Source organism: Paenibacillus sp. J22R160, assembly GCF_059692135.1.
In genome coordinates, this window is sequence record NZ_JCAUAU010000004.1 from 199,823 (window position 1) to 219,339 (window position 19,517).

The following is a 19,517-nucleotide window of genomic DNA, read 5'->3' on the forward strand; positions in this document are numbered from 1 at the left end:
GCAAGACTCAGATTAATCCCTCGCTCGCGTATATGGGCTTCATCTTGCGAGTTTTGGTTTTAGTTGTAGGCTCGCCTTTTCTTGTAAGGGAACCTCCATGGACCGCCGTGTTCTCTGCTTTTCTTACTTTATTTTTCAAGCGGCTGATGCGCTTCTCCAGTGCTTCCTCAATCTCATTCTGCTTCCGATCGCCACGGTGCAAGGAGCGCCTGCGCCATAGTTTGGCCCAAGCTTCCTCCGCATAAAAGATTGCCTGAGCCAAATTCCTCTCCCGATGCTCATAATACATGGCCAGCTCCAAATAAGGCTCCAGTTGCAGCGCGAGGGTGGCATTCTTGATCTGAATCCAACGTTTCCACAGATTAACGGCACGAGAATAATCGCCTTTTTTCTTGTAAAAGGCAGCTAGCTGGAGAATGGCCGATTCATGTTCGGTTGAATTTGCAGGGTTCGGGTCATTCATTAGCCTCGAAAATAAATCCTCAAAGAACGTCTCTGCACGCGCAGAACGATCCATCTTATCCAACCAAAGCCCTGTACGATATAATTCTTCCAATTCGATTTCGGCGTACAGTGCGGTGTTCTCCGCTACTACAGAACCACCTTCAAGCTCTGTAGTCGCAGATGATGCTATCGGTTCTATATCTCCGCTTAGCAGCTTGGAAAAATGGATCGCCAGAGCTGCTAATGTGACAATATCATGCTCATTATGAACGAAAACACCCTGCAAGACAGACGGGTTCTTCTCCGCCAAGTATTGAAAATATAGAGCGGGCGCCATGGAGCCAGGCACATCGTCCACGCGCTCAAAACCTAGTCGGCTCTCTTCAACCTTACTCAGACGGCAAGAAGGCAGCGTATTCCGCCATAAGCTTCTGGAAGGGTACAGCAAATCTAACTGCAGAAGCTTCGAATCGTCTAGCTTGAGCCTATTAAGTACATATCGATTCTTCAAGATAGGCCAATCAAATGTCCGTCCGTTGTAGGAAACGATATGAGTGAAGCGGTCGAGCAGTTCTTGCAAATACACAAGCATGGCTTGCTCTTCCGCTGGATTGCGAATCAACAGCTGTTCCACCGTAAACAGCTCTCCGGTGTAATAGCCGATGCCGACCATGAACGGTACGTTGCCCGCGCCGACACCGAGCCCCGTCGTCTCGGTGTCAAAGAAAAGCAGCGCGTCATGCCGAACGGCAGCGTCGCGGTCGTGAAAGCAGATCAGCTGCTGTGCGCAATCGGCCAGCTCCCGCAGCCGGTACTTGCCGTGCACGCTGTCTGTGCCGTACACCCGGCGCCGCATGACGAACGAGCCTCCCGGGCTCGTCTCGATATGGGCGCCGAGCTGCGCCCATTCGTCGTCGGCCGCAGGCACGGACGGCGGAGCGGTCTGCGCCGCCCCGGGTCCCCGCAGGCGGCCGAGCCTTTCGCGGAGCCCGCTCATCGGGCACCGCCATCCAGCTGCGCCAGCAGCTCCAGGGCGAGCTTCTTCCCAAGCAAGCCCACTTCTTCGATCGGCCCGACGCAGGCCGGACAGCCGCTAATGCAGCCGCAGTTCTGGATGAGGCTGCGCGCTTGATCCATGAGCTGTCCATGCACCTCGTACAGCCTGTCGCTCAACCCGACGCCACCAGGGTAACGGTCATAGAAAAACACCGTCGGAAGCTTGTTATGCACCGCCTTAACTTGCGGGACAACTCGGATATCCATCGGATCGCACATTAAATAAAGCGGCGCAAGATGAGATAGGACATTCGCAATGCCTAGCAAGGCATACTGCATGTCGTTGGCTGAACGGCCTGCTGCCATTTCTTCGTCAAAGGTGAACCAGTAAGAACTTGTATGCAGCTCCTCTTCCGGTAAACGGATAGGACCCGAACCTATGTTCTCGTGTGTCCTTAGCCGGATTTTCTTAAAAATTGTTGGCTGCGCGTTCACGGTAACCTCGCCTAGCTGCCGCAGCAATCCACCGCTCCGTCCTTCACGGTTCACGTGCAGCACCTTCAGCTGCACGGCTAAACTGGCATCTGTGAAATAGTCCACATCCACTTGGCGGACAAACGCTTTCTTCTCTTCATAATCCAGTTTCTCCACTTGAAATTGGACGCCTTCATGTATATAAATCGCCTCTTCATGAATAAGGGTAGGCGCACTGAAACGATCACATTCCCCAATCACTCGATTCGCATTGGTCATATCGATAATAATAAAATTTTCCTGTGCTGCTGACCGCAAGGAAATGTTGTGAGCCGGAAAGGACTGCTCCATCCAGTACCAGCGGTCATTCACCTGATGAAGCACCTGCTCTTCTGTTAAATACTCTAGAACGTCAGTCAGCGACTCGTCGCCAAACTTCTCATTCGCTTCAAAAGGAAGCTCATAAGCGGCACATTTCACATGATCCACAAGGATGATCAAATTGTCAGGATGAATACGCGCCTGCTCTGGCGGGCGCTCGAAGAAATAACGCGGATTCTGGATCAAATATTGATCCAGCGGATTGCTGCTCGCGACTAGTACCGTCAGCGAGGTCTCCTGCCGCCGTCCGGCACGCCCGGACTGCTGCCAAGTGCTGGCTATCGTGCCTGGATAGCCATTGAGCACGCACGCTTGCAGCTGCCCGATGTCGATGCCCAGCTCCAGCGCGTTCGTGCTCACAACGCCGCGGATTTCTCCGCTGCGCAAGCCTTTCTCGATCTCCCGGCGAAGCTTCGGGAGATACCCGCCGCGATAGCCGCGGATCGATTTGCTGCCCAGCTCGTGGGTCACGAGCTCCTGCAGATAGGTCAGCAAAATCTCCACGCGCACGCGGCTTCTTGCAAAAACAATCGTCTGGATTCCACTTCGCAGCAGCGTGCCTGCCAGCTTGCGCGTCTCCAAGACGGAGCTTCTACGAATCCCCAGCTGCTGGTTCACCACTGGCGGATTGTAAAAAACAAAGTGCTTCTCGCCTGCCGGCGCTCCGTTATTGTCGATCAGCGCTACGCTTTCGCCAATAAGTCGCTCCGCATGCTCCTTCGGATTATCAATCGTTGCTGATGCGCAAATAAATTGCGGCTTCGAGCCGTAGAATCGGCAAATTCGCTTCAGCCTGCGAATCACATTGGCTACATGACTGCCAAAAACACCGCGATAGGAATGCACCTCATCAATCACAATGTAGTTCAAGTTCTCGAATAACTTCACCCACTTGGTATGGTGAGGAAGAATCGCCGAATGCAGCATATCCGGATTCGTCACGACAATGTGTCCCGCATTCCGAATCGCTTGTCTGACCGTTGGCGGCGTATCGCCGTCATACGTATGCGTTTTGATATCTACTTCCATGAAATCTACCATTTCCTGCAGCTCGGCAACCTGATCTTGTGCTAAGGCCTTCGTAGGGAATAAATAGAGCGCACGGGAGGCATCGTTCTCCAAAATCTTCTGCAAAACCGGAAGGTTGTAGCAGAGCGTCTTACCAGAAGCCGTCGGCGTCACAGTGACTACATGATGACCGGCAGTTACCTGACGGAACGACTCCGCTTGATGCGTATATAACTGCTTAATATGCTTATGTTGAAGCGCAGCCCGAATACCCTCGTGCAATCCCACTGGAAAATCAGCCAGCTTCGGATCACGCGGGGGTATGGTGTGCCAGTATGTAACTTGCGACATGATGTCCTGTTGCTTGCGCAGCCAGTCGATCATTTCGTTCATAGAAGAAACCTTGCCTGTTAAAGGATTCATACGTCGAATCTCCTTACCAATATCGTTTCTTCTATTTTACAGAATATACGTTCGTATGTCTACATGAGATCGGATGAATCATCATAATCATACCGAATCCCTTCATGTTCAGCAGCCGAAACTGGGGCATTGACTTGCAAGGCTTGGATAGCACTTTCTTGCATTTTCAACAAAACTTCCTGATAATCTCTAGAACGGTGTTCTTCCAAATCATGTTTCATCGCAGTTCTCAAAGCTCTTTCAATGATCACAACATCATGACTAGTAAAATTCACGGTTCCTCGCACCTCTCTCGGTACTTTATTTCACAATCTCTAGCTTTGCCATAATAGGGAAAACACATACCGAACACAGTTATTTTCCAAAACTCGTATTGTATGAAGAAATCAGGTAAAATTAGGAAGAGTATATAAATAAGGAGGAATTCATTATGACAGCATCTTTACCCGTCGAAGTCGAATCCACACGCCAACCGGATCACGAGATCAATCCGCAATTCCTGACCCGTTGGTCACCTCGCTCATTCACGAATCAAGAGGTTACCGAAGATGTACTCCTTAGCTTGTTCGAAGCAGCACGCTGGGCACCATCCGGCAGTAATTTACAACCATGGCGGTTTATCGTAGCCCGCACGGAGGAGCAGCTTGCCAAGTTTAACAGCTTTATTGCCCCTGCTAACCGGGAGTGGTGTGAAAAAGCACCAGTGCTTGCTTTAGCTATTTCCTATACCAAAGCGACTAACGGGAACAACTCCCCGAGTCACGCTTTCGATGCAGGAGCAGCATGGGGATACCTTGCGTTAGAAGCTAACAATCAAGGATTAATCACACATGCTATGGGTGGCTTTGATCATAACCAGGCACGCGAAACTCTTCAAATTCCTGAGGATTATCAAACGCATGCCGTAATTGCAATTGGCTATCGGGGTCCTGTTGACGCATTGCCAGAACGCTTTCAAGAGCGTGAAGCTCCTTCAACTCGTCGTCCAGTAAGCGAATTTTTATTTGAAGGATCATTTGGTCAAACACTTTAAACTAGAAGTACAAAAAAACCGTCAGGATAGTACTCCTGGCGGTTCACACAAGCGAACTAGAGTCCGCTAATTGGAGAATATTGAGCATTTTTCCTTCTGATCGGAACTACAGGCTCTTATTTGTTCACCATGATGCGTTTTTCAGATGAAATTAGCAATATAGCGGACCATAGTTCCCCTTGCATTGGAAAATTAAGCCTTTTTAAAGAAATAGCGTACTGTAGTTCCCTCAAAATCACAAAAGATACAAATTAATAGGGAAGTTCGACTTTATCCACTCTTGATTTATACGATGGGTCAAAATAAGCCGTAAACGTGAGATTGACAGTCAGTTTCCGCGTTAAATCCTTTGGCAGATTTCCGAAATTCACTGTATCTACACGAATTAATCGAGGTAATCCTTGCAGCTGTGTAATGGCATCAGTAACTTCATTAAATGTCCCCGCTACCGAAGTTGTCACTCTTACTTCCCTGACATTCGGGTAAGGGTTTTTACTGTTCGTATCTGTCTGCTGCGTTTGTGAGCTCTTGTCGCTCACCGCATAGGAAATTGAGTTGAAATTCACTTTTGAGCTCATTTTAATCTGATTTAAATCAAGCGTCAGCTGCTCCGTATTGTCCCACAATGGAAGAGCGGCTTGAATGTCTTTTAGAGACGGACCGACATCATCTTTCTTCTCGCTTAACTTTTTAGTAAGAAGCTGCACCTGCTTTTCCACGATCGAAATTTCAATTTCCTGCGCTTTGATCTTATTGGTAGATGGCAGCTGCAAGAAATAGTAGAAAGCAAAAAGACCTAAAAACAGCAGGACCGCAAGAAAAAGTAGAAGAGACTTGGTATTATTTTTGCCCAACATTCGTAAGCTCCTCTCCTTTACCTTCCGTTGCTCCCTTAGTTCCCGCTTCTTTTGCAGCCGTGGCTTTCTTGAAAGCTATTGAGTAATTAACTGTATATTGCTTAGCAGTTATGATAGTCGGGTTATTCACAACAGGACTCGTTGGGTCTGTAGGTGTCTCAGCATTCACCGCTGCATTCGTAGTACCAACCGTCGTCTCGGTAATTGACTGAAGTATCGCATTTTCGCCAAAAGACAACTTGCGCAAGTCAAACAAATAGCGTGCTGAATCCTCCATCTTCGCAAAAACGACAGTTAATGTCATTTGCGATTCTGATGAATAGGAAATTGTGCTGATCTGAGCATCTACCGGCAGTGGTTTCTTGATATCCCCGATCATGGCTACAACATCTTTGCGGTTCGCCCTCGTCAATGTAATAAAAGCCGCTGGATCCCCTTGAGTTGCCGGCTTTGAAGTTAATTTTGCCTCTGCAGATGATTTCTGAGCATTGAGAGCAGTTAGTCTCGACGCGTTTTGAGTTAATACTTTCTGATTATCCAAATAATTCGTGCCTATCAAAGCTGCACAGGCAATCCACACAATCATGCCTATCACGGCTAATAGAAACTTAATTTTCGTCTCTGTTTTCCGATGCGGCAGCAAGTTAATTTGCGTTTTATGCTTGGAAAATAAAGCGACACCGATCGCGACACGATACGCGTTAGCGCTAAAATCTTTTGACCGTCCACTCGCATATAAGTCAAAATCAACCTTCTCCACTTTCAGCTCAGAGAGAGCCTGCTCAAGCTCCGAATGCAGCTGAATTCTGCCTTGATTCGCACCTGTTACGATAATATGGGAAATTCGGCTTTTCCCTTCTTGAATACTGTATTGATAAAAGCTCAGCATCCTAGAAATTTCAGCAATAATTTCCCCGATTTGATCAGGTGTTAATTCATCATCAACAGCTGTATCGTGTTCAACAAGCGTAATTGTCCGCATAAAAATGGGATTGCCATTTTGCAGCATGTACACTTCCAGTGTGCCACGATCTAAGGAAACCAACATGGATTCCTCAAAAAACTCCTCCTGCTGCGCCGATATCGCTCTTACTAAAGCAGTGGCAGATATCTCCGCCGCTTTGATGTGGACACCGGCATCCTCAAACACTTTGACATAGCTCATAATCAGCTTCTTGGGAGCTGCAAACACTAGAACTAACGTGCTTTCATCATCATGGCTTACCTGAATGTAATCGTAGACAGGGTCTTCAAAAGGCAAACGTAACGCAGTCTCCACTTCAAGCTCTACAAGCTGACGCAGCTCCTGTGGCTTAATACTTGGAATTCGCATTTTACGAATGATAATTTGCGATGTCGGAATGGCAATGGTCGCAGAAGCCCCCCTCAGCTTCTCCGCTTTTACCCATTGTTTGACCTGAAGGCTCAGGGATTCCGAATTGACAATTTGATCTTCAATAATAATCCCTGCCGGGATGGGAAGGAAGCCGCTCGATCCAACTTCCCACGTTTTTTTCTTTTTGACAGTCACATACCGGACTCCCGTTTGATCTACCGTAATCCCGACTCGCTTAGTACCTAAGCCGAACATATTAATCACACCCTGCTATCCGAGTAATGTTAGGTAAGCTTTTATCATATCCGATCCATAACCGTATGAAATCAAAATGCCCAGCGCCAATGACGGGCCGAATGGTATCGGTTGTTTTCTCTTGGTGATTTTTAGCAGAAGCAGCAACCCACCTATCAGACTGCCAATCATACATGCCAAAACAAATGCGACCATAATATGAGATAAGCCTAAGACTGCTCCACAGACTACTAGGAGTTTGGCGTCCCCCATTCCCATACCGCCGCGCGAAAGAACTGCTATTAACACAATAATACCGCCCCCGATCACAGCACCTAGTACATAACTCCACCAAGCCTGATCGCCAGGAAAAATGAATCGCAAAACAATGAAAATGGGAAAGAAGAACATCAGGATTTTATTAGGAATAAGCATATAGGACAAATCCGAAACCGTGATGATAACTAAAAGACTAACAAGCGTTAAGGCGATTATAGATTCTACCGTGATGCCAAAATGTACATACACCCATAAAAATAGCAACCCTGTTGCGAGTTCCCCTAAGGGATATAAAACTGAAACCTTCGTTTGACAGTATCTACACTGACCTTTGCTAAACATATAGCTGATCACCGGGATTAGATCCCTGTATTTCAGCTTTGTCCCGCATTTTGGACAGGCCGATGGCGGGTTGATGACGGACTGTTTTGCCGGCACTCGCAGCGCGACTACGTTGAAGAAAGATCCGAGTACAAGACCGATTATGAACATATACATTGCGATGAGGAGCGTCATGTGTTTGGGTCGCTTTCTTTGATTTTAAAAAAGGAATCGGAATGGACCGATTCCTTTTTGTAAAACACAATTTACTTAATTGTAATATTAAACTCTTTTAAGGAGTAGGATCAGTTTTATTACCTTTTCCTTTTCCAGCAATAACGTCGTTTCCATTAAATGTCCATTGTTCATTATCAGAAATTTTCAACACAACATTTGTTAGAGTGCCTGTTGCTCCGAATGTTACGGTACCACTTGCAATTGTTGCTTTTGTACTTGGCAAAGCAATATTTGTTTCCAAATAACCTTTTACTTGCAAACTGTCAGTTCCCCCAGTAATCTCAATTACTTTATCCTTAAAATCTCCACTACTTTCATTAGTAACATATAATCTAGCAGCATCATATACTTGTCTGGCCGTTGCCATATCTGCATCTTCTTTTGATTTACCAATGATATTACTAATTAGCGGTATTGCAATTGCTGCAATTACGGCAAGAATAACAATTACTGCTAACAGTTCGATTAGTGTAAATCCTTTTTGATCTTTATTAAGTTTGTTTAATATTTTTTTCAATTTTATTCCTCCTAAATTTTCTTAAATAAACTAACCAAAATTCGAGTACATAGTGAACATTGGAATCATAATAGCTGATACAATTGTACCAACCATTCCTGCAAGGAAAACTAGTAATAGTGGCTCAAGAAGTGACTTCAGTCGGTCAACCGTATTTTCAACATCCATTTCATAAAAATCCGCAATCTTCTCCAGCATCTGATCTAGAGCACCAGTTTCTTCTCCTATTGCAATCATCTGCGTTACTAGTGGTGGGAACACCCATGCTTGCTTTAGTGGCTCTGATAATGGATTGCCTTGACGTAATGAATCGGCTGAATTTCGAATAAAACGGCCAATGACTTTATTTCCAACTATTTCTTCAACAATTGCTAAAGACTGTAGAATTGGCACTGAACTTGAATAGAGAGATGAAAGTGTTCTTGTCATTTGTGCGACTGAGCCTTTTTGTTTTAACTTACCAAAAATAGGAACTTTCAGTTTTAAATAATCAATATAGTAAGCACCTGTCTCGAACTTTTTAATTATTTGGTAGAGAACTATTAATAAAAGTAGCCCAGTTATCCATAGAAACCATTGTTTTTCTATACTATTACTAAGAAACAATACTACACGCGTTACTAATGGAAGTTGCGCATTCATGCTTTCGAAAATCTTAACAAACTGAGGAACAACAGTCTTCAAAAGATAAACACAAGCCGCAACAGCTAGAAATCCAACAACCAGGGGATAAGTCATCGCCGACTTAATCTTCTCCCGAGTCACATGTTCCTTCTCAAAAAACTTCGCAAGTCGTTCCAACGTGCCTTCCAAGTCACCCGTCTCTTCACCAGCACGAACCATGTTTACAAACATCGGCGGAAAAATCTTTTTATGCTCCGAGATCGAGCTAGAGAAAGAAACACCCTTCGAAATATTCGAAGCAACCTGCACGAGCGCCTTGCGTAGCGGCTTACTCTCGGTTTGTGCAGCCAAGATCGACGTAGCTTCCACGATATTGACCCCAGCCCTGATCAAAGTCGCAAACTGCCGGCAATACACGATAAAGTGAATCGTTTTTACCGGATTACCGATGTAGATCTCCGTTTTAAGGGCTTTAAATTGCTCTTCTTTTACAGAGAGAACGATATAGCCTTTTTTCCGAAGCTCCTCAACCGCAGTCGATTTATCAGTGGCAGAAATTTTACCTTTTAGCTGCTTACCACTGCTGCCCCTTACTTCATACAGATACTCTGACATTACATCACACCACCCTCAGCAAGATAAGCTCTCGCTGCAATTGGATCAATAAGTCCTTGTTGCATCTGTTCCTTAATCGACATGTCGAGCGTATGCATTCCTAAGCTGCGTCCGGTTTGCATGACACTCTTGATCTGATGAATTTTCTCCGAACGAATGAGATTGCCTACAGCTGGCGTATTGATCATGATCTCAGTAGCACAAGTTCGTCCTAGGCCACCAGGCTTGGGAAACAACCGCTGTGAGATGACTCCGACCAAAACTGCTGCCAACTGCACGCGAATTTGCCCTTGCTGATGCGCTGGGAACGCATCGATGATGCGATCAATCGTTTGCGGTGCATCTGTTGTATGCAAGGTCGCAAAGACCAAATGTCCAGTTTCAGCTGCTGTAACCGCTGCTGAAATCGTTTCAAGATCACGCATCTCACCAACAAGAATAACATCGGGATCTTGACGCAAGGCCGCTCTTAACCCATTGGAGAAAGACTTCGTGTCACTGCCTACTTCCCGTTGGTCAATAATTGATGATGAATGCGCATGAAGAAATTCTATCGGATCTTCCAACGTCACAATATGCTTCTTCTCTGTTCGATTAATATAATCGATCATGGCTGCTAATGTTGACGACTTGCCGCTTCCCGTTGGCCCGGTCACTAAGACAAGTCCTTGTGGTTTCAATGCTAATGAACATATCACATTAGGCAATTGAAGCTGCTCAAGTGATGGAATCTTTGTAGGAATTGTACGAATGGCGACACTTACGCGACCTCTTTGACGATAGGCATTGATTCTGTACCGTGAACATCCTTCAAGCTCATACGAAAAATCTAACTCTCCAGCTTGATTGAATCGATCAATTTGGTCAGCATTCAATAGAGCTTCTGCCATGGAACGAGTATCATCAGCCTGTAGAGATTCGTTACCAACTTGCTGTAATGTGCCGTGGACACGAATGATTGGCGGAGAACCTACAGATAGATGTAAGTCTGATGCCTTAGACTCATGTGCAGTTCTCAATAGACTTACGATCCGCTCTAACGAATTTGACATTTCCCACACCTCCTTTCTCGTTAATAAGCAACTGTTTCTCTGATAACCTCTTGCAGCGTAGTAATACCTTGTTGTACTTTCTGGATCCCATCATCCATGAGCTGGATAAGCCCCTGCGCTAGTGCAGCATCCCGCATTTCATGAACAGATGCCTTGTTGCTAATGAACTGGCGCATGGTATCGTTCACGACGAGAATCTCGTGGATGGCTAGCCTCCCGCGATATCCAGTGCGATTGCAGTTGCCGCATCCATTTCCTTTGTGAAGCTTTTCGGCATGTATCCCTCTGTTGTTCATGAAGATACGCTCTTGTTCGGTCGGTGTATAAACCACTTTGCACTCATGGCAGATTCTACGAACGAGCCTTTGTGCAACAACACCAATCAGTGAAGAAGCAATCAAATACGGCTCTATCCCCATATCCCGAAAACGAGTAATCGTACTCACGGAATCATTGGTATGTAGAGTTGAAAGTACAAGGTGTCCCGTCAATGATGCACGGATTGCAATTTCTGCAGTCTCTGAGTCCCTAATCTCACCAACCATGACGATATTCGGGTCCTGCCGTAAAATGGATCGAAGACCGGCTGCGAAGCTGAGGCCAATCGTAGGATTCACATGCACTTGATTGATACCTTCTAACTGGTACTCTACAGGATCCTCAATCGTAATGATGTTGGCATTCTCTTGATTTAAATGACTTAGTGCTGAATAAAGCGTCGTTGTTTTCCCGCTTCCAGTAGGGCCTGTAATAAGCAAAATCCCATAAGGCTGCTCAATCATTTCACGAAAAACACCCATGTTACGTTCCCCGAACCCTAACTGCTCAATCGGCTTAACGCCTGTAGATAAGTCTAGAATACGTAACACTATTTTCTCACCATGAATAGTAGGAAGAGAGGAAACACGGATATCTACATGCTTATAATCCACTTGCATTTTGATTCTACCGTCTTGAGGCAATCTTCGTTCGGCGATATTCAGTTTAGCCATAATTTTTAGCCGTGCCGTTATGAAGCCTTGCATTTGCTTTGGAATTACACGCTCTGTTCTTAGATGACCGTCAACCCGGTAACGAATGACCAGATTCGTCTCGCCTGGATCTACGTGAATATCCGAAACTTTTAACTGAACCGCTTGCTGTATCATTTGATTGACCAACCTTACGATTGGAGAATCCTCGTCCGTAATTTCGGTTTCCTTGATATCTTCGGTCGTCGGCATATCTGTCATCATTTGGCTCATTGAATCCTGAAGTCCATAATGACGGGCAATTGCACGCTGCAATTCATCTCTGCTCGTAATTGCCGGTTCTATGCGATACCCTGTGCTCATTCTCATTTCTTCAATTGCAAAGTAATCCAGCGGATCCGCCATAGCCACCATGAGCTTTCCGCCCTCTTTATGAAGGGGAATGGCCTGATAACGTCTTGCCATGCTTTCAGGAATGATTTTGGTTATTTCAGGATCAATCTGATATTTGAACAAGCTAACATGAGGAATACCTAGTTGAAACTCCAGAACCTCAATTAATTGCTGCTCTGTAATATACCCTTGTGTAATCAGCAGGTCCCCAAGCCTCTGTTTTGTTTTACTCTGTTCCTTAAGTGCTTCTTGGAGCTGAGTTTCTGAAATAATCCCGCTCTCTACTAGTAAATCACCCAATCTTTTCCTAACAAGAGCCATTTCCTTATCCACTCCGTTACCAATTTCGCTCAAGACAATTATAGGACTAAATACCTAATTAAAGCAAGATGAAAATCATTATACAACATCGACATACATTTTAGAATGTTTTTATTAGCGAATTTTGTCGATTAATTGAGTTATCTAGTTCTAAATTGCCCCTAACGATACAATTCGCCCCCCATATCCGATATTCCTTTTTAAAAAAATCTTTAAAATTATGTATTTTTCGTCAACATCCTTATACTTTCCTAAAATATTTTCGATATCATATACACAAACTGTATATTTTTAGGACCAAAAAGTAGTAAAATAGTCTCATATCATAAATAATACTTTAGAGTCTACGGGAGGAGAGAAATGTATGTTTTCAGCCATACAAAAAAGGATCAGTATCATACTGATCGCATCCATGGCAATATCATGGTTCGGGTTCTCAGGTCTAACGAGCCAAACAGCTCTAGCGGCTGCCGGAGATACTGTAACTGTGGCATTGAAATCTGTAAATAACAGCAAGTTCATCACGACGGATACGAATGACAGTTCATACCTAAAAGCCAATAAAACGAACCCATGGGTGAATGAATTATTTGATTTGGTGGATCAGGGAGACGGCATTTATGTTTTGAAATCAAGAGCAAACTCCAAATATGTGACTGTCGGATCCGGTAGAACGGATACGTTGAAAGCTTCATCTCAAACCATAAGCGATAATCAAAAGTTCAGGATGATTACAAATTCTGACTCCACTGTATCATTCAAGCCAGTAGGTAACCTTAAAGATTACTTTATCAGTTTAGAAGATGATAGCAGTAATGAAATAAACTCAGAGCAAAGCAGTTCCACCTCTTCGCTTACAAAGTTTCAAATTTCCTACTTCGATCTCACCAAGCCATTGAAAATTCTAGAAATCAAGGATCTGGAGAAGTCTTCTAACGAGAAAACACTCACTTCAGATTTAAAAGCCAAGCTAGGTACAAATACCAGTATTCAGTTAGAAACGATCAGCATGAAAAAATTCGTAGCGCTCCGTGATGAATTTGATGGTAAATATGATGCCATTTATTTCGGTAAAAGTTTGTTTAATCCAACCTCAGAGACAGGAAGCAACCATGATACTCGTTTCCTAGAGAATGATATTACTTCTATTAAAGCGGCTGAAATTACGGATAAATACATAAATAAAGGCCTGCCTGTTATCGTGTATAGCGACGATTCGAAGGACCGTGGTGCTTTATACCAAGGATACTTAAACGGTAGTAATTGGGTAACTAAACCAGGCAATCTCTACAACTTGTTCTATCCTTACAGAACGACAACGCCTAAAAGCAATGTTATCTTTGTAAGTGATGGTGATATAAGTAGCTTAGATGCGTTTATTACTAAAACTAACCTGCTAGTCAATGCGAATGTTCGTCCACAGCTTAATCTGACGAGCAAACCCACGGACTACACACTAACTGCAAACCGTAACAACAAATATAAAGCTGGCGATACCCTGACCTATCATTTTAATGTATCTAATGTTAGAAACATCGGTCAGCGCAATTTAGTGGCTAATTTATATTTGGGCGTCGATAGCGTATTAAAATTCGATGCCTCCAATTTAGTACAAACTGTTCCAGTAACTTCCCTTACCAACAATACAGTAAGCTTTACACTCCCCAAAGGCTACTCAGGACTCTACTACTGGCGTCTTGAGCTTGTTGATCAGACCAGTACTGGGAAGTTAAAGGATTCAGAGTCTGGCGTATTTCGATATCAAGATCAACCGCCGTCCATTAAGGTGCTTCAAGTTATTCCAAATTCACAATCGACTAATCAGACGAGCAGTCTACTTCTAGAATCAAATTTAAAACAAAATTATTTACATTCTGATGATTATAATATCAACATTTCTGTCGTCGACTTCAACACATTTAACTCTACAGAATACAAAACATTAAACAGTAAATATGATATGTTGATCTTCGGTTTTAACGATTCTTACAACGGAACTGCAAACATTTCTGAGACATCTGCAGATGCTGTAAAATCATTCATTGCCACAGGTCAGGGCGTCATGTTCACCCATGACACGGTTTATCAAGGGAATCAAACTTGGATCAAAAAATTCCAAGCAGACACAGGTCAAATCGGTCCAATGACGAATATGGGACTCAATGCTCCTAACACTTCAACGTCCACTGTAAAAATAAATGAAGGCTTATTAACCGAGTTTCCTTTCTTTATAAGTGAAATGACACCATCGGTGGCAACAACCCATGATCAGTATTTCAGACTAGATCTGAATGATCCCAAGGTTATTCCTTGGTATAACATCAATGGCAGTCCTCGAGACGTTGAAGACAGCTGGAATCATTATTACACTTACTCTAAAGGTAATGTAACTTATTCAGGGACAGGTCATAATTTCGTAAACACTTCCAAAAACAGTTCCTTCCCAGATTGGGAACAAAGACTATTCGTTAACACCATGTACAGAGCTTTCATTGGTTCAAATCATAAGCCAACTTTGGATATCCTATCTCCAGTGGCTTTCAATGAATCATCCAAAAATTACATTTCAGCTAATAGTTCAATTTCTGTCAGCTTCAAACCTGATGATTTGGATTTAAATGATAAAAAAGTTACCTCTTCCATTACTTTTAATTACAGAGACGCCTCAGGTACTAGTCAATCTGTCAAAGTTTTAGCAGATACGCAGACGAATAAAGGTGAGACAATTACCAAAACATTTGCAAATCCTCTAGCCGCAAGCGGCGGTGATTTGACAATTTCAGTCTCAACCAAAGATACAGCAGGCGCTCTTGAAACAAAAGAAGTGGCTGTTAAAGTCATTACCTCTACTGGATTAACGCCAGACCGTACGGTATCAGCTGAAAAAATTGAAGTTAATAGTCCTGTGACTGTGAATTACACCATTAATCCAACTGCTAAAACGTACAGTGCGGCTACTAACCTAAATGATTTAACAATTACAGGGCTGCATTATAAAGAAACTTTCCCAGCGAACTTAGAACTTATTACAGTTCCTACAGGTTTCACGAAAACGGGCACATTAACTAGCGGCTTTACCCTTGAAGGAGATATTGCCAATATTCCATACCGCAAGGAAGGCAATCAATTTGTAGCCAACAGCTCCACATTCACCATCGTTGTCATACCAACGAAAGCTGGAGACTACTCATTATCTAATGCCAACCTAAAATACAATGATTTTGCTTCAAGCAACCAAAGTGTTCTCTTCTCTAACAAAGTGATAACAGCATTCACGAAATTAACTTCATTAACTCTGGATAACCTCACAATCGCAAAAGGTGATACCTCCAAATTGATTCCAAAGGTATTGCCAAGTGATGCTACCTATCAAAAGAATGAAGACTTCACCTGGACAACTGACGCAGCATCAATCGTTACAGTCAATGCAAGTGGTGAAATACGAGGTACCAATGCTGGAACTGCAAAAATCACGGCTGTTGCAAAAGATGGAAGCGGACTTATCGCAACCTCCGTCGTTTCTGTCATCCAACCCGGGTTGAATATCACGGGGCCGACTGAGGTAGCTGTAGGTGCAGATATATCATTACAAGCAGCACTAGTAACCGTGAATGAGAACGTAACTTCTGTCAGATGGAGTTCTTCAAATTCGAGTAAAGCAAACTTTACCGTTAGCGATCAATTTACAGGTATTTTACATGGCGTGCAAAAAGGTGCTATTACCGTAACGGCTACTGTTGTGACGGATAAAGGGAATACCTATTCCAAAGATTACACAGTAAACATATTCACTTCTTTAACATCAATAGGCTTAGGGAACGCCAGTATTCGAGTCGGCGAAACCGTCAAATTAATTTCAAACTATGCACCGTCCGATGCTGATTATCCCAACTTGACCTGGAGTACAGATCGATCCGATCTGGTCACAGTAGACAGTTCAGGGAACATCACAGGAGTAGCTGAAGGTACAGCTAAAATTACCATTAATTCTACAGACGGCTCCAATCTAACAGCCATCGCGACCGTTACCGTTGTTAAACCTTCTTTGATGGTTAATGGACCTACTTCCGTAAATATCGGAGAGAAGATCACGTTAGAAGCAATTTTCAATACAATCAATGAAACGGCAACTTCCATTTCTTGGAGTTCACCTGATCAGGATAAAGCAAGTTTTGTAACTGATGGTGACTACAAACGAGTCTTAACAGGCGTTAAAGCTGGAACTGTGAATGGCTCCGTTACGATTACTACAAATAAGGGCAGTACTTATTCAAAGAATTTCAGCGTTAACGTTTCAGCTGTTCCTGTAACTTCCGTAAGCATTGAGAATGCAAAGATTCGTGAGAAAGAAACAATTAATTTAGTTCCAACAATTTTGCCTACGAACGCAAGTAACAAAACATTAACATGGTCATCTAATCACCCAGAAATCGCAACTGTTGATTCAACTGGCAATATTCGCGGGGTTGCAGCAGGTGAAGCTACCATTATCGCAACTGTAAACGATGGGACCAACCAATCGGATACTGCGGTTGTCACAGTCATCAAACCTGCTTTTTCAATTGATGGCCCTAACATCCTTTATGTAGGCGGATCCCCTATCACATTAACAGCAAAGTTAACTACTGTGAATGAGGCTGCTCTTTCCTACACGTGGCATGTCTCAGATTTAGACAAGTTAAAAGCGAGTTTCGTTTCAAATGGTGACGATAAAAGGATATTAACAGGGCTGCATTCTGGAAGCATTAACGGCAGCGTAACCGTTGTTACAGACCAAGGAAGCACATATGAGCAAACCTTCTCAGTAACCGTCGTCTCCCTGCTTACTTCCTTGGACATTAGCGGTAAGGAAATACGAGTAGGTGAGCCTGATGTGATATTAACACCTAGCTTCCAGCCACTCGATGTCAGCAATAAAAATTTCACATGGTCTTCAGACAACACAGATATTGCATATGTTGATCAAAATGGGCATATTGATGCAAAAGCACCAGGTGTAGCAAGTATTCTAATCCGTTCGAACGATGGAACGAATATCTCTTCAACCGCAATTATTAAAGTCATAAAACCGGCAATTCAAGTAATTGCACCAACGACTGCTAACATCAAAGACCAATTTGATTTAAGCGCTTCTTTCACAACAGTGAATGAGTCTAAAACTAGTGTTGTATGGAACTTTGATGAGGCTGACAAGGTTGAAGTGATCAAAACCGACGACTACAATTTAAAAGTAACAGGTAAAACCGCTGGTATCATTCACGGAACAATTACAATTACAACAGATAAGAATAATACGTATGTGCAACCTTTTACATTTGAACTAAAGTCTATCCCTGTAACTTCCGTAAGCATTGAGAATGCAACGATTCGAGTGAATCAATCCTTTGAATTAACGCCTGCATTCATACCTACAACTGCTAGCATCAAAGAACTTACATGGGAATCGAACAATCCAAATGTTGTTACAGTCGACTCAAACGGAAAGATTCGAGGCGTAGCTGTAGGGACAGCAACAATTACAGCAACAACGACGGATGGCACGAATATATCCGACACAGCGACGATTACAGTCATTAGGCCGTCAATTTCTGTTAGTGGGCCTGATAAACTCTTTATTGGCGCACAACCCATTACACTTCAAGTCCTTTTAAGCTCCGTCAATGAATCGCCGTCCTATACGACTTGGAATGTTTCAGATGAGGATAAATTGAAAGCTGATTTTACCGGTGTAGCAGGAAGTTCAACGAGAACTCTTACCGGTAAACAGCCAGGCATCATTAATGGCACAGTGCATATGGTCACTGACCAAGACAGCTCCTACGATGCTAGCTTTAAGGTAACCGTCATTTCATTACAACTGAATGACCAAACCGTAGATGTCGGCCAAACTGGCAGCTTGTCACCATCCATTGATCCTCTGTTAGATTTGACTTCCGAAGTTATTTGGAAGTCAACGAATCCTAGTGTGCTAACGGTCGATGAAATTACCGGCAATTACCAAGCAATATCAGAAGGAACAACGCAAGTAACGATTATCTCTAGAACGGATCAAAGTGTCATTGCATCAGCTACAATTTCGGTTGCTCAACCGAGTGTAGAATTTAAAGGAGATAAAGTCGTAAACATTTCCGGAACAACAACACTTATAGCCTGGTTGCGATCTTCACATCAGAATGCTAAGACTTTCACATGGGCATTGGATAACCCAAATCAATCTTTTGCAAATGTAACAAAGTCTGCAGAAGATTCCCGTACTTTTACAGGTCAGAATGTTGGCTTAGTGACAGGAACGGTCAGCATTGTGACAGATAAAAACATTACGTATACCAATCGTTTCAGCGTATCAGTGGAATCATTATCCATTGTTAGAATTACGGATGGTGTTGAGAGCGACACCGCTGTAATTACAATGGACAAAGGTGAGTCCGTTGTATTGAAAGCTGCTTTGAATCCTAAAACAGCATCAAATAATGGTTTTAAATGGACCTTAATGAATCAAGACGGAGATAATGGTGAGGCTGCCATTGTTGGCGTTGACAGCAACCAAACTGTAACACTCAAAGGCATTAAAAAAGGCAAAATTCATATCAAAGTCGACGTAGCCGGAGGTCCTGGCTTCCCATCCAAAGCAGCAACCAAGGTTGTTGATGTGAAACAGGATTTGACTGGCTTGACTCTTCCTGAAACAACGATTACTTTGTATGCAAAAGGTACTGCAGCTCAAAAGTCGTTTGATTTACTCAAGTATCTAACGGTTACACCATCCAAGTGGAAGTTAGAATGGATTGATGACTTGAGTGCACAGCTACAGTGGAAAAGCAGCCGTTCTGAAATCGCCGATGTTAACTCGAATGGCGAGGTAACCGGTCTTAAGCAAGGATCAACAAAGATAACTGTCACGAATAAAGACGATGAAAATGTAAAAGACGACATTACAGTAAACGTCATAGAGTTTGACGACAGATATTAATAATAAAAAGCCCTCGACTATGTCGGGGGCT

12 protein-coding genes are annotated in these 19,517 nt (G+C 43.6%); 2 read left to right on the plus strand and 10 right to left on the minus strand.

Annotation, left to right across the window (positions count from 1 at the left end; translation table 11 throughout):
- Positions 1-7: 7 nt before the first annotated feature.
- Genes AC58UW_RS11640 through AC58UW_RS11650 form a run of 3 tightly spaced genes read right to left on the minus strand, consistent with a single transcriptional unit; the run spans position 8 to position 4,001 of the window.
- Positions 8-1,441: a ribonuclease H-like domain-containing protein gene (locus AC58UW_RS11640; protein ID WP_497420828.1), complete on the minus strand. Its 1,434-nt coding sequence runs from the start codon at positions 1,439-1,441 to the stop codon at positions 8-10.
- Positions 1,438-3,726 (minus strand): DEAD/DEAH box helicase, encoded by a 2,289-nt coding sequence (locus AC58UW_RS11645; protein WP_497420829.1) that lies wholly within the window; start codon positions 3,724-3,726, stop codon positions 1,438-1,440. Before AC58UW_RS11645 ends, AC58UW_RS11640 begins: the two co-directional genes overlap by 4 nt.
- A gap of 59 nt (positions 3,727-3,785) precedes the next feature.
- The gene (locus AC58UW_RS11650; protein ID WP_497420830.1) at positions 3,786-4,001 is read right to left on the minus strand and encodes a hypothetical protein; all 216 of its coding nucleotides are present in this window, start codon (positions 3,999-4,001) and stop codon (positions 3,786-3,788) included.
- 155 nt (positions 4,002-4,156) lie between these two features.
- Here AC58UW_RS11650 and AC58UW_RS11655 point away from each other — a divergent pair, with 155 nt between their 5' ends.
- Positions 4,157-4,759, plus strand: a complete 603-nt coding sequence (locus tag AC58UW_RS11655) for a nitroreductase family protein (protein ID WP_497420831.1) — start codon at positions 4,157-4,159, stop codon at positions 4,757-4,759.
- Between the two features lie 251 nt (positions 4,760-5,010).
- Here AC58UW_RS11655 and AC58UW_RS11660 read toward each other — a convergent pair whose 3' ends face one another.
- From AC58UW_RS11660 to AC58UW_RS11690, 7 genes are all read right to left on the minus strand, one after another.
- Positions 5,011-5,616, minus strand: coding sequence for a hypothetical protein (locus tag AC58UW_RS11660; RefSeq protein ID WP_497420832.1), 606 nt, complete (start codon positions 5,614-5,616; stop codon positions 5,011-5,013).
- Positions 5,600-7,207, minus strand: a complete 1,608-nt coding sequence (gene pilM, locus AC58UW_RS11665) for a pilus assembly protein PilM (RefSeq protein ID WP_497420833.1) — start codon at positions 7,205-7,207, stop codon at positions 5,600-5,602. The genes AC58UW_RS11660 and pilM overlap by 17 nt, the downstream gene beginning before the upstream one ends.
- 15 nt (positions 7,208-7,222) lie before the next feature.
- The gene (locus AC58UW_RS11670) at positions 7,223-7,963 is read right to left on the minus strand and encodes a prepilin peptidase (RefSeq protein ID WP_497420834.1); all 741 of its coding nucleotides are present in this window, start codon (positions 7,961-7,963) and stop codon (positions 7,223-7,225) included.
- Positions 7,964-8,078: 115 nt separating this feature from the next.
- Positions 8,079-8,540 carry a prepilin-type N-terminal cleavage/methylation domain-containing protein gene (locus AC58UW_RS11675; RefSeq protein WP_497420835.1) on the minus strand — a complete coding sequence of 154 codons (462 nt, stop codon included), beginning with the start codon at positions 8,538-8,540 and terminating at the stop codon, positions 8,079-8,081.
- 30 nt (positions 8,541-8,570) lie between these two features.
- Positions 8,571-9,779 carry a type II secretion system F family protein gene (locus AC58UW_RS11680; protein WP_497420836.1) on the minus strand — a complete coding sequence of 403 codons (1,209 nt, stop codon included), beginning with the start codon at positions 9,777-9,779 and terminating at the stop codon, positions 8,571-8,573.
- On the minus strand, positions 9,779-10,831 hold the full coding sequence (locus AC58UW_RS11685) for a type IV pilus twitching motility protein PilT (RefSeq protein ID WP_497420837.1): 1,053 nt from the start codon (positions 10,829-10,831) through the stop codon (positions 9,779-9,781). The genes AC58UW_RS11680 and AC58UW_RS11685 overlap by 1 nt, the downstream gene beginning before the upstream one ends.
- A 20-nt stretch (positions 10,832-10,851) precedes the next feature.
- Positions 10,852-12,516 carry a GspE/PulE family protein gene (locus tag AC58UW_RS11690; RefSeq protein WP_497421189.1) on the minus strand — a complete coding sequence of 555 codons (1,665 nt, stop codon included), beginning with the start codon at positions 12,514-12,516 and terminating at the stop codon, positions 10,852-10,854.
- A gap of 364 nt (positions 12,517-12,880) precedes the next feature.
- On the opposite strand from AC58UW_RS11690, the gene AC58UW_RS11695 reads away from it, so the two are divergent.
- Positions 12,881-19,486, plus strand: coding sequence for an Ig-like domain-containing protein (locus AC58UW_RS11695; RefSeq protein WP_497420838.1), 6,606 nt, complete (start codon positions 12,881-12,883; stop codon positions 19,484-19,486).
- Positions 19,487-19,517: the final 31 nt, after the last annotated feature.